The 26,544-nt window shown below is 68.9% G+C and carries 18 protein-coding genes; 10 read left to right on the forward strand and 8 right to left on the reverse strand.

Annotated features, from left to right (window positions below; translation table 11 throughout):
• Positions 1-20 precede the first annotated feature (20 nt).
• Positions 21-911, reverse strand: coding sequence for a methylisocitrate lyase (prpB, locus tag ABE422_RS09970; RefSeq protein ID WP_070425708.1), 891 nt, complete (start codon positions 909-911; stop codon positions 21-23).
• A gap of 157 nt (positions 912-1,068) precedes the next feature.
• Here prpB and prpR point away from each other — a divergent pair, with 157 nt between their 5' ends.
• Complete coding sequence (prpR, locus tag ABE422_RS09975; RefSeq protein ID WP_346482896.1) at positions 1,069-2,691, forward strand: propionate catabolism operon regulatory protein PrpR; 1,623 nt, start codon at positions 1,069-1,071, stop codon at positions 2,689-2,691.
• A gap of 12 nt (positions 2,692-2,703) precedes the next feature.
• Here the strand turns inward: prpR and aac(6') are convergent, their stop codons facing one another.
• Both aac(6') and pdxH read right to left on the reverse strand, forming a co-directional pair.
• The gene (gene aac(6'), locus ABE422_RS09980; RefSeq protein WP_313210945.1) at positions 2,704-3,159 is read right to left on the reverse strand and encodes an aminoglycoside 6'-N-acetyltransferase; all 456 of its coding nucleotides are present in this window, start codon (positions 3,157-3,159) and stop codon (positions 2,704-2,706) included.
• Complete coding sequence (gene pdxH, locus ABE422_RS09985; protein ID WP_346482897.1) at positions 3,156-3,755, reverse strand: pyridoxamine 5'-phosphate oxidase; 600 nt, start codon at positions 3,753-3,755, stop codon at positions 3,156-3,158. The genes aac(6') and pdxH overlap by 4 nt, the downstream gene beginning before the upstream one ends.
• A 41-nt stretch (positions 3,756-3,796) precedes the next feature.
• Between pdxH and ABE422_RS09990 the strand changes: the two genes are divergently transcribed.
• Positions 3,797-4,624: a kinase gene (locus ABE422_RS09990; protein ID WP_313210949.1), complete on the forward strand. Its 828-nt coding sequence runs from the start codon at positions 3,797-3,799 to the stop codon at positions 4,622-4,624.
• Between the two features lie 26 nt (positions 4,625-4,650).
• Here ABE422_RS09990 and ABE422_RS09995 read toward each other — a convergent pair whose 3' ends face one another.
• On the reverse strand, positions 4,651-4,854 hold the full coding sequence (locus ABE422_RS09995) for a dodecin family protein (protein WP_123730473.1): 204 nt from the start codon (positions 4,852-4,854) through the stop codon (positions 4,651-4,653).
• A 95-nt stretch (positions 4,855-4,949) separates the two neighbouring features.
• Between ABE422_RS09995 and ABE422_RS10000 the strand changes: the two genes are divergently transcribed.
• From ABE422_RS10000 to mdtD, 5 genes are all read left to right on the forward strand, one after another.
• Positions 4,950-5,492 (forward strand): shikimate kinase, encoded by a 543-nt coding sequence (locus ABE422_RS10000; RefSeq protein WP_313210952.1) that lies wholly within the window; start codon positions 4,950-4,952, stop codon positions 5,490-5,492.
• Positions 5,489-6,598: a 3-dehydroquinate synthase gene (gene aroB / locus ABE422_RS10005; RefSeq protein WP_313219137.1), complete on the forward strand. Its 1,110-nt coding sequence runs from the start codon at positions 5,489-5,491 to the stop codon at positions 6,596-6,598. Before ABE422_RS10000 ends, aroB begins: the two co-directional genes overlap by 4 nt.
• 71 nt (positions 6,599-6,669) lie before the next feature.
• The gene (locus ABE422_RS10010; RefSeq protein WP_313210956.1) at positions 6,670-6,921 is read left to right on the forward strand and encodes a WGR domain-containing protein; all 252 of its coding nucleotides are present in this window, start codon (positions 6,670-6,672) and stop codon (positions 6,919-6,921) included.
• A gap of 77 nt (positions 6,922-6,998) precedes the next feature.
• Positions 6,999-8,072 carry a uroporphyrinogen decarboxylase gene (hemE, locus tag ABE422_RS10015; protein ID WP_313210958.1) on the forward strand — a complete coding sequence of 358 codons (1,074 nt, stop codon included), beginning with the start codon at positions 6,999-7,001 and terminating at the stop codon, positions 8,070-8,072.
• Between the two features lie 499 nt (positions 8,073-8,571).
• On the forward strand, positions 8,572-9,975 hold the full coding sequence (gene mdtD, locus ABE422_RS10020) for a multidrug transporter subunit MdtD (protein ID WP_346482898.1): 1,404 nt from the start codon (positions 8,572-8,574) through the stop codon (positions 9,973-9,975).
• A 38-nt stretch (positions 9,976-10,013) separates the two neighbouring features.
• On the opposite strand, the gene ABE422_RS10025 is transcribed toward mdtD, so the two are convergent.
• From ABE422_RS10025 to ABE422_RS10040, 4 genes are all read right to left on the reverse strand, one after another.
• On the reverse strand, positions 10,014-13,544 hold the full coding sequence (locus ABE422_RS10025) for an ATP-binding protein (RefSeq protein WP_346482899.1): 3,531 nt from the start codon (positions 13,542-13,544) through the stop codon (positions 10,014-10,016).
• Between the two features lie 53 nt (positions 13,545-13,597).
• Positions 13,598-17,107 (reverse strand): response regulator, encoded by a 3,510-nt coding sequence (locus tag ABE422_RS10030; RefSeq protein ID WP_346482900.1) that lies wholly within the window; start codon positions 17,105-17,107, stop codon positions 13,598-13,600.
• On the reverse strand, positions 17,104-20,610 hold the full coding sequence (locus tag ABE422_RS10035; protein WP_346482901.1) for an ATP-binding protein: 3,507 nt from the start codon (positions 20,608-20,610) through the stop codon (positions 17,104-17,106). The genes ABE422_RS10030 and ABE422_RS10035 overlap by 4 nt, the downstream gene beginning before the upstream one ends.
• Before the next feature lie 194 nt (positions 20,611-20,804).
• The gene (locus ABE422_RS10040; RefSeq protein WP_346482902.1) at positions 20,805-24,353 is read right to left on the reverse strand and encodes an ATP-binding protein; all 3,549 of its coding nucleotides are present in this window, start codon (positions 24,351-24,353) and stop codon (positions 20,805-20,807) included.
• 195 nt (positions 24,354-24,548) lie between these two features.
• Between ABE422_RS10040 and ABE422_RS10045 the strand changes: the two genes are divergently transcribed.
• Genes ABE422_RS10045 through ABE422_RS10055 form a run of 3 tightly spaced genes read left to right on the forward strand, consistent with a single transcriptional unit; the run spans position 24,549 to position 26,400 of the window.
• On the forward strand, positions 24,549-25,262 hold the full coding sequence (locus tag ABE422_RS10045; protein ID WP_313210970.1) for a YceI family protein: 714 nt from the start codon (positions 24,549-24,551) through the stop codon (positions 25,260-25,262).
• Positions 25,259-25,831, forward strand: a complete 573-nt coding sequence (locus ABE422_RS10050) for a cytochrome b (RefSeq protein ID WP_313219756.1) — start codon at positions 25,259-25,261, stop codon at positions 25,829-25,831. Before ABE422_RS10045 ends, ABE422_RS10050 begins: the two co-directional genes overlap by 4 nt.
• Positions 25,832-25,833: 2 nt before the next feature.
• Positions 25,834-26,400: a YceI family protein gene (locus ABE422_RS10055; protein ID WP_019186059.1), complete on the forward strand. Its 567-nt coding sequence runs from the start codon at positions 25,834-25,836 to the stop codon at positions 26,398-26,400.
• Positions 26,401-26,544: the final 144 nt, after the last annotated feature.

The raw sequence follows: 26,544 nt of genomic DNA on the forward strand, positions 1-26,544 counted from the left end.
CCAGAAAACAGTGTGCGGTCTTACTTCTTGGCGGCGAACAACGCATCGAGCTGCTGCTCGAAGGCGTGGTAACCGATACGGTCGTAGAGTTCCTCGCGGGTCTGCATCGCCTCCACCACATTACGCTGGTGGCCCTCGCGGCGGATGGTCTCATACACGTTCTCTGCCGCCTTGTTGGCAGCGCGGAACGCGGATAGCGGGAACAGCTGGATGGCGACGCCGGCCGAGGCCAGCTCGTCGCGGCTGAACAGCGGCGTGGCGCCGAACTCGGTGATGTTGGCCAGCACCGGCACCTTCACCGCATCGACGAAGCGGCGGTAGGTATCCAGATCGTAGGCGGCCTCGGCGAAGATGCCATCGGCACCGGCCTCGACGCAGGCGATGGCGCGTTCGATCGCGGCATCCACGCCATCGACCTGGATGGCATCGGTGCGTGCGATCAGGAAGAAGTCCGGATCGGTCTTGGCATCGGCGGCGGCCTTGACCCGGTCCACCATCTCGCCCTGCGACACGATCTCCTTGCCCGGGCGGTGACCGCAGCGCTTGGCGCCGACCTGGTCTTCGATATGGCAGGCGGCCGCGCCGGCCTTGATCAGCGACTTGACCGTACGCGCGATGTTGAACGCGCTCGGACCGAAACCGGTGTCGATATCCACCATCAGCGGCAGGTCGCACACATCGGTGATACGTCGCACGTCGATCAGCACGTCTTCCAGGGTGTTGATGCCCAGGTCCGGCAGGCCCAGCGAGCCGGCCGCGACGCCGCCGCCGGAGAGGTAGATCGCCCGGTAGCCGGCGCGCTTGGCCAGCAGCGCGTGGTTGGCGTTGATCGCGCCGATCACCTGCAACGGCGATTCGGCGGCCAGTGCGGCGCGGAAACGGGCGCCAGCGGAAGAAACGGGGGTGCTCATGCGACATTCCATCGTGATTGACCCGTTGATAGGCGCAAAGGCCGTGCCAGGTGACAAGTGTTTGATTTCATTGAGGCAGCGAGGTGACTGCGACGTTTCACCTTGAAACATTGAAACATCTGTAACATGGCTGAAACTGAACCATTGAAACAGCCTCATGTCGATCAGCCTGCCCCGCCACCGCGCCCGCCTGTCCGATCCCGATGCCGGCCAACTGCCGGTGATCTGGACCGTCAGCGTGTCGCGCCTGACCGGACTGCTGGGGGATGTGATTCCCGAGTTCGACCGCCGCGCCCGCATCGTGCCGATCAACCTTGGTTTCGAGGAGGCAGTGGATGTCATCGGCCAGCGCCTGCGCCGCGAACACTGCGATGTGGTGATCGCCGGTGGTTCGAACGCGGCCTACCTGCGCAGCCGGCTGGAGGTGCCGCTGGTCCCGATCCAGGCCAATGGCTTCGATCTGATGGAAGCGCTGGCGCGCGCGCGCCGGATCGCCCCGCGGATCGGTCTGGTCACGCATGCCACCGACGTGCCGACGTTCGGCAGCTTCCAGCACAGCTTCGGGCTGGACATCGAGCACCGCCGCTTCGTCACCCGTGAGGATGCGCGCGACTGCATCGCCGATCTGCGTGCCAACGGCATCGAGGTGATCGTCGGCACCGGCATGGCGATCGACCATGCCGAGCAGGTCGGCCTGCCCGGGGTGCTGCTGTACTCGGCCGATTCGGTGCGGCAAGCCTTCGAACATGCCTTGGAGCTGACCCAGACCCTGGCCCGTTCCGGGGCATCGTCACTGCGGCGGCGGGCACCGGCCAAGCGCCGGGATGACGACCACGCCCTGCTCGGTGACAGCGCGCCGATGCAGCAGGTGCGCGAGCACATCGCGCTGTACGCCCCGTACGACAGCACCGTGCTGGTGACCGGCGCGACCGGCACCGGCAAGGAGCTGGTGGCGCGGCAACTGCATACCGCCAGCGGCCGCCGGGGCCGTTTCGTCGCGCTGAACTGCGGGGCGATCAGCGAGTCACTGCTGGAGGCCGAACTGTTCGGTTACAACGAAGGCGCCTTCACCGGCGCACGTCGTGGCGGTCGTGTCGGTCTGGTCGAAGCCGCCGAGGGCGGCACCTTGTTCCTCGATGAAATCGGCGAACTTCCGCTGCCGTTGCAGACCCGGCTGCTGCGGGTACTGGAAGAGCGCGAAGTGCTGCGCGTGGGCGCTACCGAGCCGACGCCGGTGGACGTGCGCGTGGTCGCGGCCACGCTGCAGACGCTGGAATCGCTGGTGGACACACAACGCTTCCGCCGCGATCTGTACTACCGCCTGGCCGCGCTGCGCATCGCGCTGCCGACGCTGCGCGACCGGCGCGCGGATGTGCCCTTGCTGGTGAGCCACTTCTTCCGGCAGCTCGCGGATACGGATTCGCCGCTCTCGCCGGAGGCGCTCGCGCGGCTGCGCGACTACGCCTGGCCGGGCAACGTGCGTGAGCTGCGCAACATGGTCGATCGCCTGCGCATCCACTGGCAGCAACAGCCGGGCGCGCTGACGTTGCCGCAGATGCTGCAGTGGTTGCCGGAACTGCACGCGGCGCAGCGGCCACTGGCGGTTCCAGGCGGCGGCACCCCGGCAGCCCTCACTGCTGCGTCAACGGCGCGACCGGATGCGGCCGCGCTGCGGCGGTTGCTGGCCGACTGCGGCGGCAACCGCGAGCAGGCGTGCGCGCTGCTGGGCGTATCGCGGACAACGCTGTGGCGGTGGCTGCGCGAGGGGTCGGTGGGTTGAACAGACCGCGCGTCAGCCAGCCGGATCCAGCGGCAGCCGGAAATACACCACGCGCTCGGTTTCCTCGAATCCACAGGCCCGGTGCGCCGCCTGGGCAGTCACGTCTTCAAGCCGGCTGTCGGAGGCCAGCTCACTGCAGCCCTTTGCGCGCGTCCACGCCTTGGCCGCCGCCAGCAGCGCGCGGCCCAGGCCACGTCCCTGCCAGTCCGGCTGCACGTACCAGCCTTCCAGGAAGCCGACCGGCGTGGTCTCGGTTCCGTTGACGTAGTCGTGCCGGAGCCGCACCTCGGCAAATCCGACCGCTGCATCGGCGCAGGCCAGGAAGACGGCAGCGTCGGCGTCAGCCAGGGCGTCCTGGAGCTCCCCCAGCGTCTCATCGGCATCAGGCCACAGACCCCGCCGCAGGCTTGCCCACGCCGTGGCGTCCACACGCGTCGCGTGCCGGATGACCGGCGCGGCGGCGTTCACGGGAACAACATCCGCTTGCTCCACTGCCCGTCCACACCGGTCTCATAGCACCAGCGCTCGTGCAGACGGAACTGCGCGCCGTACCAGAACTCGATCCGCTGCGGCACCACGCGCAGGCCGCTCCAGCCGTCCGGACGCGGCACGTCGCGGCCCTCGAAGCTGGCCTCGGTGGCCGCCACGCGTGCGTCGAATGCTTCGCGCGAGGCCAGCGTCTTCGATTGCAGTGACGCCCAGGCGCCGATCTGGCTCATGCGCGGGCGCGAAGCGAAGTACGCATCGGCCTCGGCGTCGCTGACCTTCTCCACCAAGCCTTCGATCCGCACCTGGATGCCGGCTTCGCGCAGGCTGCGCCACAGGAACAGCAGCGCGGCGCGTGGATTGGCCTGCAGTTCACGCCCCTTGTGGCTGTCCAGATGGGTATAGAACACGAAGCCGCGCTCGTCGAACGCCTTCAGCAACACGGTCCGCGCGGAGGGCTGGCCGTTCGGGTCGGCCGTGGCCACCGTCATCGCATTCGGTTCGACTTCGCGGCTTGCCTTGGCTTCTTCGAACAGCCCGGCAAAGGTGGACAACGCTTCGGCATACAGATCGGTCATGGCGGTTTTCTTGTCACGCGGTTTGGGTTTATTGTCGCTGCATGCCTGCACCTGCGTACATGCCCCCGACGAAAGGTTTTCCGGATGCACTGGTCGCGCAGGCGCTTGACGACGCGCTGAACTGCGGCGCGGCCGTTCCAGTATTGGCGATCAGCGGCCTGCAGGGGAGCGGCAAATCGACGCTGGCGGCCCAGGTGGTCGCATTGGCGGCATCGCGCGGCCTGCGCGCGGCCATGCTCTCCATCGACGATGTGTACCTCACCCGTGCCCAGCGCCAACGTCTGGCGCGGCAGGTGCACCCGCTGCTGCTGACCCGCGGCCCGCCGGGCACCCACGATCTGGCCCTGGCCCATGCCACCTTGGACGCGGTCGCGGCCGGCGGCCCGGTCGCCCTGCCCCGTTTCGACAAACTGGCCGACGAGCGCCTGCCCGAAAAGGACTGGCCGCGCCTCGACGGCCCGCTCGACCTGCTGGTGTTCGAAGGCTGGTTCCTGGGCACGCCGGCACAGGACGAGGCCGACCTGGATCCACCGCTCAACGCACTCGAGCGCGACGCCGATGCCGACGGCCGCTGGCGCCGCTGGTGCAATCACGCGCTCGCGCAGGACTACCCCGCGCTGTGGCAGCGTTGCGACCGGCTGTGGTTCCTCCAGCCGCCGGACTTCTCGGTGATCCCGCGCTGGCGCTGGCAGCAGGAGCAGAACCTGCAGGCCGCCCAACCCGACCGCAGCAGCATGAGCCGCGCCCAGCTGGAGCGCTTCGTGCAGTACTACGAACGGGTCAGCCGGCAGGCGCTGCGTACGTTGCCGGCGCTGGCCGATACGGTGATCGCACTGGACGAACAGCGCCGGATCGTCGCGCCGCGCTGACCGCGGCATCGACGGAAACGCAGCACTCAGCCGACCAGGAAGGTCACCCGCAGATTCACCCGCCATTCGGTGATGTTGCCCTCGCCATCGGTGACGACCTTGGTTTCATTGATCCAGGCGCCCTGGATGCCCTTGACCGTCTCGGCCACCTTCTTCAGGCCGCTGCGTACCGCGTCCTCGACGCTGGTCTTGGAGGACGCGTTGATCTCGATGATTTTGGCGACGGACATGGGGCACTCCGGTGGCGCGCGGGAGAGTCCGCGCCGGCCCACCATGGGGGCCGGCACGTAAAGGCGATGGCACGGAGATGTTAGGATCGAGGGTAATGAATCCCGCGCCGAACCTCATCCTGATTGGCCCGATGGGCGCCGGCAAAACCTGCATCGGGCGCCGGCTGGCCGAGCGCTTCACGCTGGACTTCGTGGACGCCGACCAGGCCATCGTGGACAGCACCGGCGCCAGCATTCCGGCGATCTTCGAACACTCCGGGGAGGCCGGCTTCCGCCAGCACGAGCGCCAGGTCCTGCACGCCCTGCTGGACGGCCACGGCCAACTGGTCTCCACCGGCGGTGGCGCGGTGCTGGATCCGGACAACCGCGCCGCGATCGCACGCCGGGGTTTCGTGGTCTACCTGCGGGTCAGCGTGCCAGCCCAGCTGGAGCGGCTGGCCCGTGACCGCGGCCGCCCGCTGCTGCAGCGGCCGGACCGCGAACAGGTCCTGCACGACATGGCCGCTGCCCGCGACCCGCTCTACCAGGGTCTGGCCGATCTCACCCTGGATACCGATCTCTACACGCCCGCCGAGGCCACCGCGCAGCTGGTGCTGCGCCTGGCCGCGCAGTGGCAGCGACAGGAAACACCCGAATGACCCCCTCCCCGCGTACCGTTGCCGTCAGCGGCGACACCCCCTACACCATCCACATCGGCCCGGGCCTGCTCGGCCACGGGGAGCTGCTGGCCCGCCACGTGCGCGGCCGCCATGTGCTGCTGCTCAGCGATTCCTCGGTCGCCCCACTGTATCTGGCCGGAGTGAAGTCGGCGCTGCTGGCCGCGCGCCCGGATCTGCTGATCGGTGCGCTGGTGCTGCCGGCCGGCGAAGCCTCCAAGACCTTGGCCCACTTCGGCGATGCGATCACCGCACTGGCCGCCCTCGGCGCCACCCGAGATGCCTGCGTGATGGCCCTCGGTGGCGGCGTCGCTGGCGACCTGGCCGGCTTCGCAGCCGCCTGCTGGATGCGCGGCGTGGACTGCGTGCAGTTGCCGACGTCACTGCTGGCGATGGTCGACTCCTCGGTCGGGGGCAAGACCGCAGTGGACATTCCCGAAGGCAAGAACCTGGTCGGTGCCTTCCACCCGCCGCGCGCCGTGATCGCCGATACCGCCGCCCTGCGTACCCTGCCGCCGCGTGAGCTGCGTGCCGGCCTGGCCGAGGTGATCAAATACGGTGCGATCCGCGACCCGTTGTTTTTCCAGTGGCTGCAGGCCGAACACGCCGCGCTGCTGGCCGGCGACGACACCGCGCTGGCCCAGGCCATCGCGCGCAGCTGCGAGCACAAGGCCGAGATCGTGGCGCGCGATCCGCTGGAAAAAGGCGAGCGTGCCCTGCTCAACCTGGGCCACACCTTCGGCCACGCGATCGAAACCGAACAGGGCTACGGCGCACCAGGCAACGACAACCTCAACCACGGCGAAGCCGTCGCGGTCGGCATGGTCCTGGCCGCACGCCTGTCGGCCCGGCTGGGCATGAGCGAGGACGCCGACACCGACCAGCTGCGCGAGCTGCTGCTGCGCTACGAACTGCCGGTGGCCATTCCTGCCGGCCTGCAGCCTGAGGCGCTGCTGGCCCGGATGCGGCTGGACAAGAAGAACGTCGCCGGCCGCCTGCGCCTGGTGCTGTGGCGTGGGATCGGCCGGGCCGAAGTGGTCGCCGATGTCGACGAGGCCGACGTGCTGCGCGTGCTCGCCGCCGGCTGAGCCTGCGACCTTCCGCCGCACCTGCCCCAACGCTGACGGCCACCTCCGGCGTTCACGGCTACAATCGGGGCATGCGCGTCTTCCTGCACCAACACGCCCGCGGTGCCGATCCGGCCCGCTATCTCCAGCTCACCCTGCAACCGGACCTGTTCGGCGGCTGGGAGCTGCTGCTCGAATCTGGCCCGATCGGCGGGCGCGGGCAACTGCGGCGCGAGCTGCATCTGCAGCAAGACCTGGCGCTGGCCGCGTTCGAGAAGGCGCGCGACGCGCACCTGCATCGCGGCTACGAAGTGACCTACACCAGCGGTGATCCGCCGCCCTGAGCGGCCATCGCACCGCCATCGCCCTACCGCCATACCCCCCTTCGGCCCCGCGCCACCAGATCCCAAGGAAGCGTTCCGTGACCAGCCCCTCCCGCCATGATCGCCTGCTGCGCGCCCTGCGCCGCGAACCGGTGGACTGCACCCCCGTCTGGCTGATGCGCCAGGCCGGCCGTTACCTGCCCGAGTACCGCGCCACCCGCGCCAAGGCCGGCAGCTTCCTGGCGATGGCCAAGAACCCGGACATCGCCTGCGAAGTCACCCTGCAGCCGCTGCGCCGCTTCGACCTCGATGCCGCCATCCTGTTCTCGGACATCCTCACCATCCCCGACGCGATGGGCCTGGAGCTGTACTTCGTCGAAGGCGAAGGCCCGAAGTTCCGCCACCCCGTCCGCGATGCGGCCGCCATCGCCAAGCTGGCCGTGCCGGACATGGAAACCGAACTGCGCTACGTGATGGACGCCGTCCGCGTGATCCGCCGCGAACTCGATGGCAGTGTGCCCTTGATCGGCTTCTCCGGCAGCCCGTGGACGCTGGCCTGCTACATGGTCGAAGGCGGCGGCAGCAAGGACTTCGCCCGCATCAAGGCGATGGCCCTGAACGAACCGGCCGCCCTGCACCAGCTGCTCTCGGTCGTCACCGACGCGGTGATCGCCTACCTTGCCGCCCAGCGCGCGGCCGGCGCGCAGGTCCTGCAGGTGTTCGACACCTGGGGCGGCGTACTCAGCCCCACCATGTACCGCGAATTTTCCCTGCGCTACCTGACCCGCATCGCCCAGGAACTCGAACGCGGTGAGGGTGCCGAACGCACCCCGCTGATCCTGTTCGGCAAAGGCACCGGCCTGCATCTCGGCGCCCTCGCCGACACCGGCGCGGACGCCCTCGGTGTCGACTGGACGCTGGACCTCGCCGACGCCGTCGCCCGCACAGGCGGCCGCGTCGCCCTGCAGGGCAACCTCGACCCCACCACCCTGTACGGCAATCCCGCCGCCATCGAACGCGCCGCCGGCCAGGTGCTCGACAGCTACGCCCAAGGCAACGGCGGCTCGCGCGAAGGCCACGTCTTCAACCTTGGCCACGGCATGTCGCCCGACATGAATCCCGACCATGTCCAGGTGCTGGTGGAAGCTGTACACCGCTTGAGCCGACGCTGATCGCCATCGGCAGGTAGCCGGCCAGCGGCCGGCACTACCCGGGCATGGTTGACGACGCGCGCGTTCTGCATCCAGGACGCGTGCGCTCGTTTCCACCCTCGAGACGCACCACACGTGCCGTCCGCAGGCGATGGGTGCCGATCATTGCCGCGCTGCGCGCGGCCATCCACGCATGGCGTGGATCTACCCATGTCAGTCCCGGCATTACATCCATTCCAGACGAGCGACTGGTTTCCTGCATGTCCGCTCTTCCCCTGACAGCCAGACAACGGTCATGGGTGTGGCACGGGTGGGTTGGCGGGACCATGAGCGCCTTGGATGGCGCGACATGAGCCTCCTTGGTCGTATTTCCGGCGTGACCCGCAAACCCACCCGTGCCGCACCCTCTCCGCGACACCGACCGAGCCGATGCTTCGGCTTCGGCTTCGGCTTCGGCTCTTGACCACACCCTGATCCCACATCGGCGATCATATCGCCCTCGTTGACGAAGGCCCGCACCATGACGACCAGCAGCTACGCCTCGATCCGGCCCCTGTTGTGGCTCGTATCGCTGGCCATCTTCATGCAGATGCTGGACTCCACCATCGTCAACACCGCATTGCCTGTCATGGCCCGCAGCCTCGGCGAAAGCCCGCTGCAGATGCAGTCGGTCGTCTTCAGCTACGCCCTGGCCGTCGCCACCTTCATCCCTGCCTCCGGCTGGATCGCCGACCGCTTCGGCACACGACGCACCTTCCTTGTCGCGATCATCCTGTTCACCCTCGGCTCGCTCGCCTGCGCGCTCGCCCAGACCCTGCACCAGCTCGTCGGTGCCCGCGTCCTGCAGGGCATCGGTGGTGCCATGCTGTTGCCGGTCGGCCGCCTGGCCGTCATGCGCTCGGTGTCCCGCGAAGAATTCCTTCGCGCCATGAGTTTCATCGCCATCCCCGCCCTGATCGGCCCGCTGATCGGCCCCACCCTGGGTGGCTGGCTCGTCGAAGTCGCCTCCTGGCACTGGGTGTTCCTGATCAACCTGCCGATCGGCATCATCGGCTACGTCGCGGCGATGAAGATCATGCCGGACCACTACGCCGAACACCGCACACGCTTCGACATCGCCGGCTACCTCATGCTGGCCTTCGGCATGGTCGTACTGTCCCTCGCGCTGGACGGCATCTCCGGCATGGCCACCCCGCATGCACTGGTCATGCTCATGACCGTCGCCGGCCTGGCCGCCCTCGTCGGTTACTGGCTGCACGCCGCCAACTCCACGGCGCCGCTGTTCTCGCTCGCGCTGTTCCACGTGCCCAGCTACCGCATCGGCATCCTCGGCAACCTGTTCTCACGTATCGGCAGCAGCGCCATGCCGCTGCTGATTCCACTGCTGCTGCAGGTCGGCATGGGCATGAGCCCGATGAATGCCGGCCTGTTGATGATCCCGGTCGCCGCGGCGGGCATGGTCTCCAAGCGGTACGCGGTCAAGCTCGTCGAGCGCTTCGGCTATCGCCGCGTGCTCATGGTCAATACCGTGCTGGTCGGCCTGGCGATGGCCAGTTTCATCTTCATGACGCCCGGCCAGCCGCTGTGGATCCGCATCATCCAGCTGGCCCTGTTCGGTGCCGTCAATTCACTGCAGTTCACCGTGATGAACACCGTGACCCTGCGCGATCTGGACCGCGACTTCGCCAGTGCCGGCAACAGTCTTCTTTCGATGGTGATGATGCTCGCAACCGGCTTTGGTGCGGCTGCTGCCGGCAGCCTGCTCGCCGCGTTCAATCATCTCGATGCTTCGCATGGCGCGACGGCTGCGCTGCACGCCACCTTCGTCTGCGTCGGCGCCATCACCCTGACCTCCACGCTGATCTTCTGGCAACTGCCGGACACGCGGCCCTCGCCACGCGACGTTGAGGAAGTCGCCGAGTAACGGCGGGCACGCACCGTCAGCGGACCAACGGTCCGCTGCTACCGGGTGGCGTGCAATACGCGCGCGATCGCCTCCACCAGCAGATCGCCGGTGACCGGCTTGCGCAGGAAGGCATCGAAGCCTGCGTCGCGGGCCTGCTGCTCGATCGATGGATCGGTGCGCGCCGTGACCGCAATCAGCGGCATCTCGAACCCTTGGCCGCGCAGGTGCTCAGCCAAGGCGATGCCGCCCAGTCCTGGAAGATCCAGATCCATCAACACCACCTCGAACGGTGCCTCGCTGACCTCGCGCAGCGCCGCCAATGCGTGCTCGGCATGGACCACCTGGTGGCCACGCGCCGATAGCAGGCCACTGACCACCTCGGCCACGGTCAGATCGTCCTCCACCAGCAGGATGCGCAGCGGCGGCAATACCCACTGCTCGCCCTCGGCCGCGCCCGGCGCGCCGGTCGTTCCCTGCTCCAGGGGCAACGGCAGGGTCACCGTGAAACGCGTTCCCACGCCGAGCTGGCTCTGCACGCCGATCTGCCCCTGCATCGCCAGTGCCAGCTCGCGGCAGATCGCCAGACCCAGCCCGCTGCCCCCGTACTGCGCGGCGGTGCGGGCGCCATCGGCCTGCTCGAAGCGGCGGAACAGTCGCTCCTGTTGATCGGTGCTGATGCCCGGTCCGGTATCGGATACCTCGATGTGCAACCCGCGGCCGGCCGTGATCGCGCGCAACGTCAACCGTACTTCGCCGTGGCTGGTGAACTTGACCGCGTTGCCCAGCAGGTTCAGCAGGATCTGGCGCACGCGCAGCTCGTCACCGACCGTGCGGGTGCCGGCCGGCAAGGTGTTGTCGACCACGAACCGCAGCCCCTTCTGCCCGGCCAGCGCGGCCATCAACGCGCAGACGTCGTCGATCGGTCGCTGCAGCTGGAACGGCTGCGCCTGCAGTTCCAGGCGCCCCGACTCGATCCGGGCCAGGTCCAGCGCGTCGTTGACCAGATGCAGCAGGTGCTCGCCTGCGTGGCGGATCGACTCGGTGTAGCCGCGCTGCTGGGGGTTCAATGGCGAGGACAAGAGCAGCTCGCTCATGCCCAGCACCCCGGTCATCGGCGTGCGCACCTCATGGCCCAGGTTCGCCAGGAAACGGGTCTTGGCCATCGAAGCCTGCTCGGCCAGCTCCTGCTTCTGCAGTGCCAACTGGTACGCATGCCGGCGCTGCAGCCGGCGCCGGTACAACCAGGCGAACAGACTGAGCAGCAGCAACACGGCCGAGGTCAGCAGCAACAGGCCCGACAGGCTGCGCCACCACGGCGGTAACACCCGGAACTCCAGCACCTGCACCCGCGACCAGATGTGGTCGGCCGAACGGGCCTGGATTTCCAGCCGGTAGCGGCCCGGCGGCAGGCGCGAGAACAGGCGTTCGCCGCCGGGCCCCACTTCCACCCAATCCGGGTCGTAGCCGGCCAGCCGGTAACGGTAGTTGTTCGAGGTGGAATCGGCGAAGGACAGCAGCCGCGCGACGATCCGCAGATCGCGGTCGCCGTCGGCGATGTCCAGCGGAACCGCATGGGTCAGGTCCAGGACACGCTCGCCACGGCGCACCTCGACCCGCTCGATCACCAGGGGCGCGCGTCGCGTCGCCGGCTTGACCTGTGCCGGATCGAATACCACCACCCCGGCAGGCGTGCCACCCACGATCCGACCACTCGGGGTCAGCGTCAGCGTGCGGCGGCGAAATTCCTGGCTGGGCAGGCCATCATGTACGCCGTATTGGCGCACGCTGCCCGCCTCCGGATCGACACGCACCAGGCCCCGAGCATTTGCTGCCCAGACCACGCCCTGGCGGTCCACCACCAGGCCGGTGGCGGTGATCGCGGGGTAGCCGGCACTGCTGCCGATCACTTCCTGCAGGGTCAACCGATCGCCCTGCCAGCCGTAGTGCGAGAGCTTGCCTTCCTCGGAAAGCCAGACACTGTCATCGCCGGCCAGCGCCATCGCATGCACGCTCGCCGCGGGGCCACCCGGCAGCGGCTCGAAACGCGAGCGCGCCGCGACCCACTGCAGCAGCCCCCGCCCGGTGGCCACCCACAGGCGGTCCTGGGGACCGCACCGGATATCGAGCGCGTTCTGGCCAGCGCTCAATCCGGCGTGGCCGAGCGCGACGCGATGCAGGACCCGTCCATCGAGATCGCGCTGCTGCAGCCCGTTGGCCGAGGCCGTCCACAGGCGCTGCCCGTCGCACAACGCCAATGATTCGATCGCGCCCTCCATCGTGGCGTCCACCGCCGCGTCGCGCCCCCAGCGCCGCATCCGCTTCTGCCGGGGGTCATAGCGCAGCAGCGCGTCCCAGGATCCGATCCAGACCTGGCCGCGCGGATCCTCCAGCACCGACTGCAGCCATTGCGTGCCGTCCACCCAGGTCCGGTGCTGTTCGATCTTCCCGCTGACCGGGTCGAACTTGTCCAGGGCACCATGCGTACCCACCGTCCACACGCCGCCGTCGGCGGCTGCGCCCATGCCCAGCACATACGCATTGCGCAGCGAGGCCGGGTCATCTTCCAGGCGCGACAGCACCGAGAACTGCCACCATCGCGGCAGCAGATGCCACAGGCCGCCGTTGGTGCTGGCCAGCCAGATGCCGCCCTCGCGATCTTCGTAAGCGCCGGTCCAGTTCGGCCGCACCTGCCCGCGCGCGATCGCGCTGTACAGTGGCACCTGCTGGAACTGACCGTCCATCGCACGGCCCAGGCCCGAGCGGGTGTCCAGCCAATACCCGCCCTGCTCGTCGCGCAACATCATGCCCAGGATCTGATCGCCATCGGCAACGGCCCAGGGAGCCGGTTCGAAGCGGCCATCCGGGCGGCGCACCGCCACCCCGACATTGCTGCTGATCCACAGGCTGCCATCGGGCTCGGCGGTGAGTCCATTGATGACGCGCGCCGACAACTGGGCACTGGGCACCGGTTCGAAATCGTGTCCGGTCCAGCGCGCCAGGCCGGCTTTGGATCCGATCCACAAGGTGCCATCCAGGGTGGTGGCCAGATTGCCGACCGATGCCGCCGGCAGGCTGCGTGGATTGCCCGGCTCGGGCATGAAGCGGGTCAGCGTGCCATCACGCTCCAGCCGGTGCAGGCCGCCCTGGTAAGTGCCGAACCAGATCGCACCGTCCGGGGTGGACGCCACGCTCCAGATCGTGTTGCTACCGATTTCCGGATGGCTGTCGCGATCGTAGAAGCGGATCTCGCGGCGATCGGCCGACATCATCGCCAGGCCGGCGTTCTCCGTGCCGATCCACAGCTGATTTCGCGCATCCACGTGCACGCTCCAGACGTGGTTGTCGCGCAGGCCGTCCTCGGCACGCCAGATGCGGTAATTGCGGCCGTCGTAACGGGCCAGGCCATCATTGGTGGCAATCCACAGATAGCCGTAGCGATCCTCGGCCATGCGATTGACGGTGTTGGATGGCAGGCCATCGAACACGGTGAGCTGCCGCGGCGTCGGCGGTACCGGCTGGGCCGACGCAAGCGCCGGCCAGAGCACACACAGGCCGATCAGCAACGGCCACAGCACACGCAACACCAATGGCTCTCCCGGGTCTGTCCCTCGATTCACTGCCGTCGCCCGGAACGGGCCTGTCACCCCCGACCACCCCGGTCGTCGGGCAACGCCCCGCATAGTAAACCGTTCCCTGCGCCGGCACGATCCACGCGCGGCAAGGCGAGCCGTTGTATCGCCGCGTGCAGCACATCGCCCTGCAGCGGCTTGTGCACCACACCGTCCGCCCCTGCGGCGATGACCTGCATCTCCAGGTCCGGCTCCCGTCTCGCCGTGAGCACCAGTACCGGCAGGCGTTGGCCCTGCTGACGCAGCAGGCGCAGCAATGACAGCCCGTCCATGCCCGGCAGGTCCAGATCCAACAGCATCAGCTGTGTGCCGGGGCGGGCCAGCGCGGTCAGTGCCGCCAGCGCGTGCGCGGCATGGACGACGGTGTGACCGCGCAGCCGCAGCAGTGCGCCGACCACCTCGGCCACCAGGGGATCATCTTCCACCAGCATGACCTGCAGGGCATCGAGCGCGTCGCCCTGCGGTGCCGCCGCGTGGGGCTCGATCGGCTGGCAGCCTTCCAGCGGGACACTCAGCGTGGCCTGCCAGCGGTGATCAGGCAGCCGCACCACGCTCACGTGCCCGTGCATCGCGCCGATCAGTACATCGACATCGGCCAGCGCCTCGCGCACCTGCAACGTCGCTGGAGACGGACAGGCCCCCGGTTCGGCGAGCACATCCATCAGCAGGCCACTGCGGCCTGGCCGCCAGCCGATGCGCAGGGTCAACCGCACTGCCCCGATCTGCTCTGCCAACCCGCACGCGAGCAGTGCCACGGCTTGCCGCAACCGGTCCGGGTCGCCCACGACGCTGGCGCCGGGCTGCACTGGCGGGGCCAACGCGAGGCGGCAGCCCCCCGCCTCCAGACCACCGGCCACGGCGGCGTGTACCTCGTCCCACCACGGCCCGATGGCAAAGCCCCGCGGATGCAGCGTCACCTTGCCGGCCTGCAGCCTGGCCATCTCCAACGCCTCGTCCACCACCTGCAGCAATGCACGCCCGCCCTGCTGGATATGCAGCACTTGTTCGTGCGCGCCGGCTGGTAGCGGCGTGGTCAACAGCAGTTCGCTCATGCCAAGCACACCGGTGAGTGGTGTCCGGACTTCATGCCCAAGCGTGGCCATGTAGCGCGCCTTGGCCTGCGCGGCCTGCTCGGCCCGTGCCTGGCGACGCGTGGCGGCCCGCCAGGCGAGCGCTCGCTGCCGCCGCTGCCTCAGCGCCCACACCAGCAACGTGCCCGCACTGGCGGCGAGCAGCCACAGCAACACCCACGCCCCGGGATGCGCCCACCCGTTGTAGGCCACATGCAGGTGCACCTGCTGCAGGGCCGACCATTGCCCATCCACGTCACGTGCCTGGAATTCCAGTACATGCTCACCGGCCGGCAGACGGGGGAAGCCGCGCGTGCCGCGTCGCCCGGCGCGGACCCATTCGGGGTCTTCGCCCCGCAGCCGGAATCGATACCCCGTCACCCCATCGGGTCGGCCGCTCAGCAGGCGCGCCGACAACTGGATGTCGCGATCATCGGCGTTGAGCTGCAGCGGATCGGTGGAAGGCAGCTCGACCCAGCGCCGCTGTCGGCGCACCTTCACCTGGTCGATCACCAGCGAGGCCGGTGTCGTGGCGTCGACCATGCCCGCCGGATGCAATACGAGCACGTCGCCTTTGGCCTCCATGGCGAGCAGATGCGCTCCGGCAGCAACCAGTCCGTTATCGAACACGATCATCGGCAGGCCATCATCGGCGGTGTACAGCCGCGCACTGCCGCGATCCGGGGCCAGACGCACCACCCCGCGCGCCGTAGTGGCCCATAGCGCACCATCCTGGGCGCCGGTCAATCCGCGTGGCAATGCGGCTGGTATTCCCTGCCCCGCGTCAACCCGCCGGCTGTGAGGCGGGCGGCCAGGCACATGCTGGTAGGCCGACCATCCTTCCGCATCGGCCGCCCAGAGCCACCCATCGGTGCCCAGATGCAGCGCGCCGATCTCCCGCCGCCCGCTGCCCGGCACCGGGAGAAAGCGGCTGGCCGCCACGTGCCACTGTTTAAGACCCTCGCCATCCCCCAGCCATACCTCTCCGCCGGGGCTGCACTGAAGCGCGAACCCCGCTACGCCCGGACGCAGGCCCGCCGCCTCGTAGGCAGCACTGGCCAGGACCCTGCCATCGCCCGAACGCTGCTCCACGCGGCCATTGCCGGCGAGCCACACCCGATCGCCACAGGCCAGCAATGCGGCCTGCGTCGACGTCCCCGACGACACACCGGCCGACCCCACCTGCCAGCGCTGCCGACGCCGGCGCGACGGATCGAACCGGGTCAGCCACGGCGCCGCGAAGACCCACACCACGCCCTGCGGATCTTCAACCACCACGTGGCGATCGGCACGGGCTGGATCCTTTGCATAGGACCACCGCGTGTGGGAGAAGCCCTGCTCCGGCGAGAGACGGGCGAGTGTGCCGCCGCGTGCCCACCATGCGTGGCCATCTGCCGTCGGGGCCAGGCTGCCTGCCGCAGCGGAGATGGGTCCCGCCGGTGCGGCAAAACGCTCCAGGTGCCGCCACTGGGCGCCGAGTCGCCACACGCCCTGGCGACTTCCCGACAACCAGACCCGCCCCTGCCGGTCCTCGAACACCCGCCCGATGCGCGACACATCGCGCCCGTGCGGCCGGGGCAGTTGGAGTGCGTGGTGGTTCCGGCCGTGCTGATCCTGCCACCACACCTGGTCGCCATCGCCGAACCAGTCCCCGCCGCGCCACGCCGCCCCGAGCCAACGGGCTGGTGTGCGGTGCCCGGCAACGGGTTGCAAGGACGGCAGCTGCCGCACCCGCGACCCCTCGGCCGTGCTGGAATGCAACCGCCCCTGCGAATCCAGGCCGAGCGCGGTCACCGGCCGCGTGGAAGCCCCCAGCATCGCAGGCGTCTGGAACCGATCGTGCTGCCATCTCGCCAGCCCGGCGGCACTGCCGATCCACAGGCCGCCGTGCGGATCGGACACGAGCCGCTCCACCCGTGCCGACGGCAAACCACCACCGCCAGCGGCCGGCAGGTGCTGACGCAGGAGGTGATCGCGGTCGAGCCGGAACAGACCGGCATCGCGGGTACCAAACCAGACGCTGCCATCGTCCATGGGCTGGATCGCCAGAATCGGGCTGGCCGCCACGGTGGGTGCCGGCGGCCCCGCCCACCGGGCGAACTGTTGGCGGTCCGACGAAAGACGCTGCAGATAACCGTTGCCGGTGCCGATCCATAGCTGGTCACGGCCATCGAGGGCCAGGCTGCGCACCACGTTGTCGGCCAGACCGTGTTCCATCCGCCAGATCCGGAACCCGCTGCCGTCATAGCGCGCCAGGCCGTCGCCGGTCGCGAACCAGAGATAGCCCTTGCGGTCCTCCACGATCTGATGCACCACGTTGGACGGCAATCCGTCGACTGTCGTCATCCGTATGCCATGGCTGGACAGCGCCAGCACCGGAAACGCCTGCAGCAGCCAGAACAGCAGCCCCCACCGTCCGCACCGGCGCCATGGGTGCGGCAGGCCGCTCATGCGCTGCGCCGGCATCTGGCCAGCCCATCGCCCAACGCCGCCCGGCTCACCGGCAGGCGCAGGAACAGCTCGAAGCCGGCCGCGATCGCCTCGCGCTGCGCAACGGCATCCGCGCGCGCAGACAGCGCAACCCGTGGCACCCCCGGCCACCTCCGCGACAGGCGTGCCCCCACGCGTTCGCCATCGATCCAAAGGGCTGGATCGACCACGATGACGTCCCAACCCGCGCCGTCCGCGGCGGTGGGCGGCAATGCATCCGCGCCAGAAAAGTGCACGGGCAGATGGCCCAGAGAGGCCAGCATGGCCAGCAGCACTTCGGCAACGACCGCTGACGGACAGACCACCAGCACCCGCAGTGCGCCGGCCGCAGCCGGTCCCGGCGGCGCACACGATGCCACGATGGCGGTGGGGAGCTCACCGCGCGGCAATGGCAGCGCCACCTGGAAACAGGTGCCCTGGCCGGGAACGCTGGTCACGGTGATATCGCCGCCCATGGCCACCGCCAGATCGCGTGAGATCGACAATCCCAGCCCACTGCCGCCGTAACGGGCCGCGGTCCGCGCGCCATCGGCCTGTTCGAAACGCTGGAACAGGCGCTGGCACTGCGCCGGCGTCATGCCCGGCCCGGTATCGCACACCCGCAGCACGACCCCTTGGCCATCGCTTACGCCGTGCGCCTCCAGCCGTACCGTTCCCCGTGCGGTGAACTTCAGCGCGTTGCCGAGCAGGTTGAGCAGGATCTGGCGCAGGCGACGCGCATCGCCGATGACACACGCCGAGGCCGGCAGCGTGCTGTGCCACTCCAGCGCAAGCGCCTTGCCCTGCGCCACCGGCAGCAGCAGCGCGTGCAGCGCTTCGATCATCTGCTGCAGCACGAACGGTGCAGGCTGCAACTGCAGTTCCCCCGATTCGATGCTTGCCATGTCCAGCGCGTCATCCATCAGCCGCAGCAGGTGTTCGCCGGCGTAGTGCAGGCTGCTGACCCGGCTGCGCTGGGGTGGCGGAAGCGGTAAGCGCAGCAGCAGTTCGCTCCATCCCAGCACCGCGGTCATCGGCACCCGGATGCGGGTCCCCAGCGTGGTCAGGAAGCGGGTGCGCTGCACGGATGCGCGCTCGGCATGCCCCTGCCGGGCACGCAGCCAGCGCCAGCGCCGCTGTCGACCGCGGCGTACGTGCAAGCGCCATCCCCAGAGCCACACCGCGCCCAGCTCGGCGGCCGTGGCTGCCCACCGGGCCGGCGGCGCCTGCCACCATGCCGGGGCCACCTGCAATGTCACCCGGCGCACCGGCGACCACCGGCCGTTTGCCTGCCGGGCCTGCACCTCCAGCGTCTGCAGCCCCACCGGCAGACGCTCGAACACGCGCAGGCCGGTGGCATCACTTTCCTGCCACTGGGCCTCGTGATCCTGCAGCCGGAACCGATACTGCATGTGCGACGGCGCACCGCCACTGAGCAGCCGCGCGGCAACGCGCACGTGCCGATCAGCGCCGGTGAGCGGCACCGGGCCGGCGCCGACCGGCAGCGTGATCTGCGCCTTGCCACGGCGAGCGGTGATCGCATGGATGACCAGGCCCGGCGCGCGTTCAGGGCCCGCGACACCGGCCGGATCGATCAGCAACAGCCCGCCTTCGCTGACCGCTGCGGCGAGCCGACCCTCGGCGGCGCGCACCAGACCGTGCGGCAGCACGCCCTGGGCCGGCAGCCCCTCATCGCCGCCGAACTGACGTACGCCGCCGCCATGCGGGTCAACCCGGATCAGGCCACGTGCATCGCCTGCCCATGCAATGCCCGCTGCGTCGACCACCAGTGCGCGTGCCAGCAGACGCGGGTACCCGTGCGTGGGGCCGAAGCTGTGGGTCTTGCGCAGCTGCTGGCCATCCCAGCGGTAGCGGCGCAGTACCCCGAGGCTGCTGATCCAGTAGTGGCCATCCTCGCCGCGGGCGATCGCCCCGGCTTCACCGCGCGGCGCTCCCTCGACGGCGGCGAAACGTCCCTGTGCCGGCAGCCAGCGTTTGATGCCGCTGCGGTCGGTTGCCCACAACAGGCCATTGTCATCGCACAGCAACTGGGGGCCGTGGCTCGGTGGCACCAACCCGAGGGTGTGCGGCGCGGCGGACAACTGCAGCACACCGTCGGCATCGCGTCGCTGGATACGGTCGGCACGGCCGAGCCACAACGATCCGTCGCCGCAGGCCTGCAGATCGACCCTCCCCGCATCGCCGTCCACGCCCAACAACCAGTGACGGCGCCCACCGCTGCCCGGCAGGTAGCGCGACAACGTGTTGCCACTGGCCACCCATACCTGACCGCGACGGTCTTCGGCGATCGCCACGGTGCCCGCACGCAGGTGATCGGGGCGGTAGTCGAGACCCAGGTCACTACGCCCGCTCACCGTGTCCACGCGCTGCAGGCGCCCGTGGTCGCTGGCGATCCACACCCGCCTGCCATCGGCGGGCGCCAGGGCCAGCACGTGGTCGCCATCGAGTCCGGGCCAACCGTCACGGGCGGCCGCCAGCAGTGTGAACTGGCGCCACCGCGCCGGCAGGTGCCACAGGCCCTCGCCGCGGCCGAGCCACCACAGACCGCCGACCCGGTCCTCCATCGCCTGGCTGACCACGGCAGTGCTCATCACGGCCCCGGAGTATCCACGCAGCGGCACCGGCTGCGACGTCTGCCCGCGCGCGTGAAGTCGCAGTCCGCTTGCGCCGGCGCTCCAGAGGTCGCCCGCGGTACTGCGCAGCACCGGCATCTCCGTGTCCTCCGGCATCCGATGCACCGCGCCGTCGCGCCACCGGTGGACGCCCCGCGATGTGCGCACCCACACCCCGCCGTCCGGATCGGGCCAGAGCACGTGCACGTCAACGTGCTGGTCATCGTGCAGCGGTACCTGGATGAAACGATGTTCCTCACGCCGCAGTGCCCCCGCCGGCGTCCCGATCCAGAGCCGTCCCTGGTGGTCGCTGATCAGGGCAGTCACCCGGCGCACGGGGCTACCGTGCAGCTGCAACGGCACGCGTTGCCAGCGGCCGTCGGGATGCCGTGCGAACAGGCCATCGTCGAGGGTACCCACCCACACCACACCGTCGGGGGTGCTGGTGATCTGCTCGACGCCGATGCGGGGCAGGACCACCGCGCCATTGCCCGGCATGCTCTGGATCACGCGGCGATCAGCAGACAGCGTCAGCAGGCCCTGCGAGGCGGTCGCCAGCCAGAGCTGGTTCTGCGCATCGAGATGCAGCGCGCGCACGTCCACATCCGGCAGCCCCTGCTCCCTTCGCCACGCGCTGAAACGATGACCATCAAAGCGCAGCAGTCCATCGTCGCTGGCGAACCACAGATAGCCATCGCGGTCTTCCACGACCGCACGCAGCGCCGCAGTCGGCAGCGCGTCTGCAGGGCCCAGCGGCCGGGGCCAGGGCGCCGTGACGGGATCGCCGGCCAGAACAGGGACCGGCAGCCAGAGCACGAGAGCCAGCATCACCGCAGCCCAGCGATTGCCCATCGGTGCGGATCGGCCTCCCCCCACGCGTACCCCGACCTTGCTCTCCGGCATGAACAGCACGGTATGTCGAAGCCACGCGAAGAGGGCTGGCAGGATCTGGACCCGGTCACAGTCCGATCAATGAAATTTCAGATCAAAAAAGAAACTTCGAGGAATGGCATTGATCGCACCGATGCGCACAGGGCCTCGGCTGATCAGTGTCGCGGCGACTTCCCGGCGCGGGCCTGCACGATCGCATCGATCAGCATGTCACCGGTCACCGGCTTGCGCAGGAAACCGTTGAATCCGGCCGCCCGCACCTGCTGCTCGGCGTAGGCATCCGAGCGTGCGGTCACCGCGATCAAAGGAAGCTCATAGCCCATTGCGCGCAGCTGTCCGGCAATGGCAATACCATCCAGCGCCGGCAGATCCAGATCGAGCAACCCGACATCGAAGCTCCCCGCAGCGACTTCGGACAATGCCGCCAAGCCGTGCAGCACATGCACCACGTCATGCCCACGGGTGCGCAGCAGCCCGGCGATCACATCGGCCACGGTGGCATCGTCCTCCACCAGCAGGATGCGCAGGGGCGGCAGCTGCGTGCGCGTCTCCAGGCCGGTTTCACCCGACGCCGCAGCCGACTGCACGGTCCACGGCAGCGGCAGTTCAACGGAGAAGCGGGCGCCATCGCCCAGCCGGCTGTCGATCCGGATGTGGCCGCCCATCGCCACCGCCAGTTCCTGGCAGATCGCCAGGCCCAGGCCGCTGCCGCCATAACGCGATGCGGTGCGAGGGCCATCGGCCTGTTCGAAGCGGTGGAACAACCGCTCCTGCTGGTCCTGGTTGATGCCCGGCCCCGTATCGGAGACCTCGAAGATGATCGCGCGCCCGCCGTCGAGCAGCTCGACGCCAAGGCCCACATGGCCATGCTCGGTGAACTTGATCGCGTTGCCGAGCAGGTTCATCAGGATCTGGCGCACGCGCATCTCGTCGCCACTGACCTGCACCGGACCGGGCAGGTTGAAGCTGCGCTCGAAGGCCAGGCCACGGTGATGGGCCATCGGTTCCATCAAGGCCTCGACCTGGTCCAGCAACGACATCAGATCGAACGGCCGCAGATCCAGTTCCAGTCGCCCAGCCTCGATGCGGGCCAGATCCAGCGCGTCGTTGACCAGCCGCAGCAGGTGTTTGCCGGCATGCTGGATCGAGCCGGCGTAGCCGCGCTGCACGTCATCCAGCGAGGTGGACAGCAGCAGTTCGCTCATGCCCAGCACACCGGTCATCGGCGTGCGCACTTCATGCCCCAGCGTGGCCAGGAACCGGCTCTTGGCCTGTGACGCCTGCTCGGCCAACTGTTGTTTGTGCACCGTCAGCTGCCATTGCTGGCGACGGCGCATGCGCGCACGTGCCACGTACGCCAGCGCGGCGATCCCGATCAGGCCCAGCAGCGCATAGCCCACGATCGCCCAGCCACTGCGCCACCATGGCGGACGCACCTCCAGATCCAGCGTGCTGGGCGGCGTCCACGCGCCCTGCGAAGTCGCGGCCTGCACCTCGATGCGATAGTGCCCGGCGGGCAGGCGCGAGAGCAGGCGTTCGCCGTCGGCCGCCTGCATCACCCAGTTCTGGTCATAGCCGGACACCCGGTAGCGATAGCGGTTGCCGTGCGGGTTGGCGAATGAAAGCAGACGCGCGGACACGATCAGATCGCGGTCCTGCGGCCCCAGCACGATCGGTGCCTGCGTCGGCAGCATCTGCTGCCCTTCGGCATCGTCGCGGCGGACCTGCACGCTGTCGATCACCAGCTGCGATGGCGGCAACAGCATGTCCGCCGCATCCGGATCGAAGCCGACCAACCCGGTCGCGGTCACTGCCAGGACACGACCGTCGCGTGCCTGCACCGGCGGGCGGTTGCTGAACTCCACATCCGGCAGCCCATCGCGTTCGCCATACAAGCGCAGCCGACGCTCGGCGCCCTGCCAGCAGATCAACCCACGCGGGGTGGTTGCCCAGACCTGCCCGTGCCTGCCCAGCGCCAGCCCGCCCATCGACACAGCAGGCAGGCCCTGGGCAGCGCCGACACGTTCGCGCAGGCTCATGCTCAGGCCATCCCAGCGATAGCGCTCCAGCGCGCCCTGGCGTGCCAGCCACAGTTCATCCGGGCCGGTCCAGGCCGCATCGTAGATGCTGCCGCGGGAAACGCCCGGTACCTGCTCGAAGCGGCCATTGCGCCACCGCATCAAGCCCATGCTGTCGCCCATCACCCACAGCTGCCCACGCGGATCGAACACCATCTGTTCAACCGGGTTCTCGGTCAGCCCACGGTGCTGGTCATTGCGGATGGTGTCCAGCACGTTGCCCTGGGCATCCCGACGCTGGATGCCGAAGTTCATGATCGACAGCCACAGGTCGCCATTCGGCGCCTGACGGATCAGATCGATGCGTTGGCGCACGTCCGCGCCGCCACCGATCTTCCACTCGCGCAGCGTGCGCGTGGCGGGTTGATAGAGGCTCAATCGACCGGCGCGTCCGATCCACACCGCACCATCTTCGCGCGGCAGCAGCGACCACGCCGCGCCCACGCCGATCTGTTTGTCGTCGGCGATCTGGCGCAGCTGGCCCTGCGCATCCAGCGTATAGAGACCGTGCGCACCGGAGATGTAATACGTATCGCCCAGCGCTGCCGCGCCGAGCAGATAGGCGCTGTCCAATGGCTTGCCGTCGAGCTGGTACCAGCTGGAGAAGCGCTTCCAGTCTGGCGGCAGATACGCCAGCCCCTGGGTCAGCATCGCCACCCACAGTCCACCTTCGTGGTCCTGCAGCATGTCCAGCACGCCGCTGCGCGCGGTCAGGAAGCCACTGCCGGCGTCGCCGGCGAGCAGCCGCACCGCACTCGCATCGCCGCGGTACAGGCCATCAGCCGTGCCCAGCCAATAGCCGCCATTGCGGTCATGGATGACCGTGGCCGCACGCACATCGGCACTGAGCGTCCAGGGTGCGGGCCGGACCTGATCATCGGCACCGATCTGGAACAGCCCACCTTCGGTGCCCGCCCAGACCGTGCCATCAGGCTCACGGGTGAGGCGGAACACGCTTTTTCCACCGAGCAGGGCCGGCGCGATCCGGGTGAAGCGATCGCCATCCCAACGGGCAACGCCATTGGAAGTGCCTACCCAGACACGCCCTTGCGGATCGGCCAACAGACTGTAGATGGTGTTGTCGGGCAGGCTGCGCGGATCGTCCGGCGCGGCCTGGTACCTGACCAGCGTGCCGTCCTCGCTGCGGCGGCAGATGCCGTGCTGGTTGGTGCCGATCCACAGCGATTGGGCGGCATAGGCCAGCGACCAGAACTGGCCCTCGCACGCGGCGTTGAGCTCGGGGAACCGCGCGAACGCGCTGCGGTCGGGGCCGAGCATGCTCAGGCCAACCCCATTGCTGCCCACCCAGACCCGGTCCTGTGGATCGATGAGCAGGGTTTCCACTTCGTTGCCGGGCAGCGAGCCGGGCGCGTCCGGATCATGCCGCCACACCCGCAGGCCAACGCCGTCCACGCGGGCCAGGCCATCATCGGTACCGGCCCAGATATAGCCCTGGCGATCCTGGGCCAGCGCCAGCACCATGCGCGACGGCATGCCCTCGGCCGCGCCCAGACGGCGCAAGCGTGGCGTTTCTGCCGATGTCCCTGCGGCTTCCAACACTGGCGGCACTGCGCACAACCACAGCCCCAACAGCACGATGCCTGCACCCCAGCGGCGCGTGCTCATCGATCCGGTCTCCCTGTTGGTGCGGATTGTCACACAGCGATCAGCACGGTGTCCGCATTCTGAGTCGGCTGCCGTGGATGGAACGGGCTGTTTCCGCCCTGGGCGAGCCAGACAGCACAGGCGGGCGGCGCTGTTGTCCGCCGCACCACGATCTGTTGCAGCCATGACGCTGCATCCGATGACGTGGCTGTGCGTATGATCGCCCCAGACCCTGATGGAGGCTGCGCCGTGCTCAAGCGCCTGACACTTTCCCTGCTGCTGGCCGCCACCCCGCTGCTCGCCACTGCCGCCCCCGACAGCTACCGCATCGATCCGGTGCATACCCGCGTGCTGTTCGCGGTGGAGCATGCCGGCTTCTCCCATGCGCTGGGCACCGTGTCCGGCAGCGAAGGCGTGCTGGTATTCGACCCGGACGACTGGCGCACGGCACGCCTGGAGGTCAGCGTACCGATCCAGCGGCTGGACCTGGGCGATGACAAATGGAACACCGCCACGCTGGCGCGCAACCTGCTCGACGGTGAGCGCTTCCCCCAGGCGCGGTTCGTCTCCACGCATGTCGAGCCCATCGATCCGACCCACGCCAACGTTACCGGCCAGCTCACCGTACGGGGGGTGACCCGCGAGGTCACGCTGGCCGTCACCCTCAATGCGCTCAAGCGCCATCCACTGCCGCCGTTCCGCCGTACCGCCGGCTTCTCGGCCACCGCCACGCTCAGCCGCAGTGCCTTCGGCGTGGATGGCTGGGCCTCGATGATCGGCGATGAGGTGCAGCTGCGGATCGAGGCCGAAGCCGTGCGTGATCGCAACGCCGGCGATCCTGCCGATGCCGCGCCCACCGATGCGCCGGGAACTCCGGCCGCGCCAATCGACTCAGATACCCCACAGCCGGTCCAGGAGACCACGCCATGACCGCCAAGAACACGCCGACCCGCTGGGGCGGTGTCAGCCAGACCCTGCACTGGCTGATCGCCGTGCTGATCCTCGCCCTCGGCATCGTCGGGCTGACCATGGGCGAACTGCCCAAGACCCCGAAGTACTTCTGGGTCTACACCATGCACAAATCGATCGGCATCACCGTGCTGGCGCTGGTCGTGACCCGCCTGCTGTGGCGCCTGTACGCCGGCGCACCCCATCCGGTCCCAGGCACGCCGACCTGGCAGGAGCGCATCGCCTCGGCCACGCATTGGCTGCTGTACGTGCTGATGTTCGGCATTCCGCTGTCGGGCTGGCTGTACGACTCGGCCAGCGGCCTGCGCCCGTTCCGCTGGTTCGGCCTGGTCGACGTGCCGAAGCTGAGCCCACCGGACGAACGCGTCACCCAGATCTCGCACGCCATCCATGAGTGGGGCTTCTGGCTGCTGATCGCCGTGGTCCTGGCCCATGCCGGTGCCGCGCTTTATCACCATTTTTACCAACGCGATGCCACGCTTGCGCGCATGCTCCCGCAGCGCTGGCTTGCCTCCCCCCAGAAGGATTGACCATGAACATCAAGCTCACCTCCCCCGCCGCGGTCGCCGCCGCCCTGGCCGGCCTGCTGGCCACCGCCCCGGTCCTGGCCGCCGATTACGTGCAGGCGCCTGGCTCGGTACTGGCCTTCGCCACCAAGTACGACGGCGAAGTGTTCACCGGCACCTTCCCGGGCTTCGATACGCGGATCAGCTTCGATCCGGCCAAGCTGGACGATGCCAAGCTGGAAGTGACCATTCCGCTGGCCAGCGCCAAGAGCGGCAACAGCGACCGCGATTCGACCCTGCAGGGCGCGGACTTCTTCAACGTGGGCAAGTTCGCCCAGGCCAAGTACAGCGCCACCAAGTTCCGCTCGCTGGGCAACAACCAGTACGCCGCCGACGGCACGCTGGAACTGCGCGGCGTGAGCAAGCCGGTCACCCTGACCTTCACCTGGACCCCGGGCGCGCAGCCCGTGCTGGCCGGCAAGGCCACGGTCAAGCGCCTGGACTTCGGCGTGGGCGGCGGCGACTGGGCCGATACCAAGACCATTCCGAACGAGACCGCGATCAGCACGAAGGTCGTGCTCAAAGCAAAGTAACCCGACCGGACGGGCCGGCCGGCTCGCCCAAACCGGGTAGAGCCGACCGTTGGTCGGCCTCCAGAGCAACGACGCCCGCGGTAGAGGCCACCCCGGGGGGGGGGGGGGGGCCGGGACTTAGAGCGCGGACGCCACCCCCCCTCG

Source organism: Stenotrophomonas sp. TWI1151 (assembly GCF_039673135.1).
Lineage (GTDB): Bacteria > Pseudomonadota > Gammaproteobacteria > Xanthomonadales > Xanthomonadaceae > Stenotrophomonas.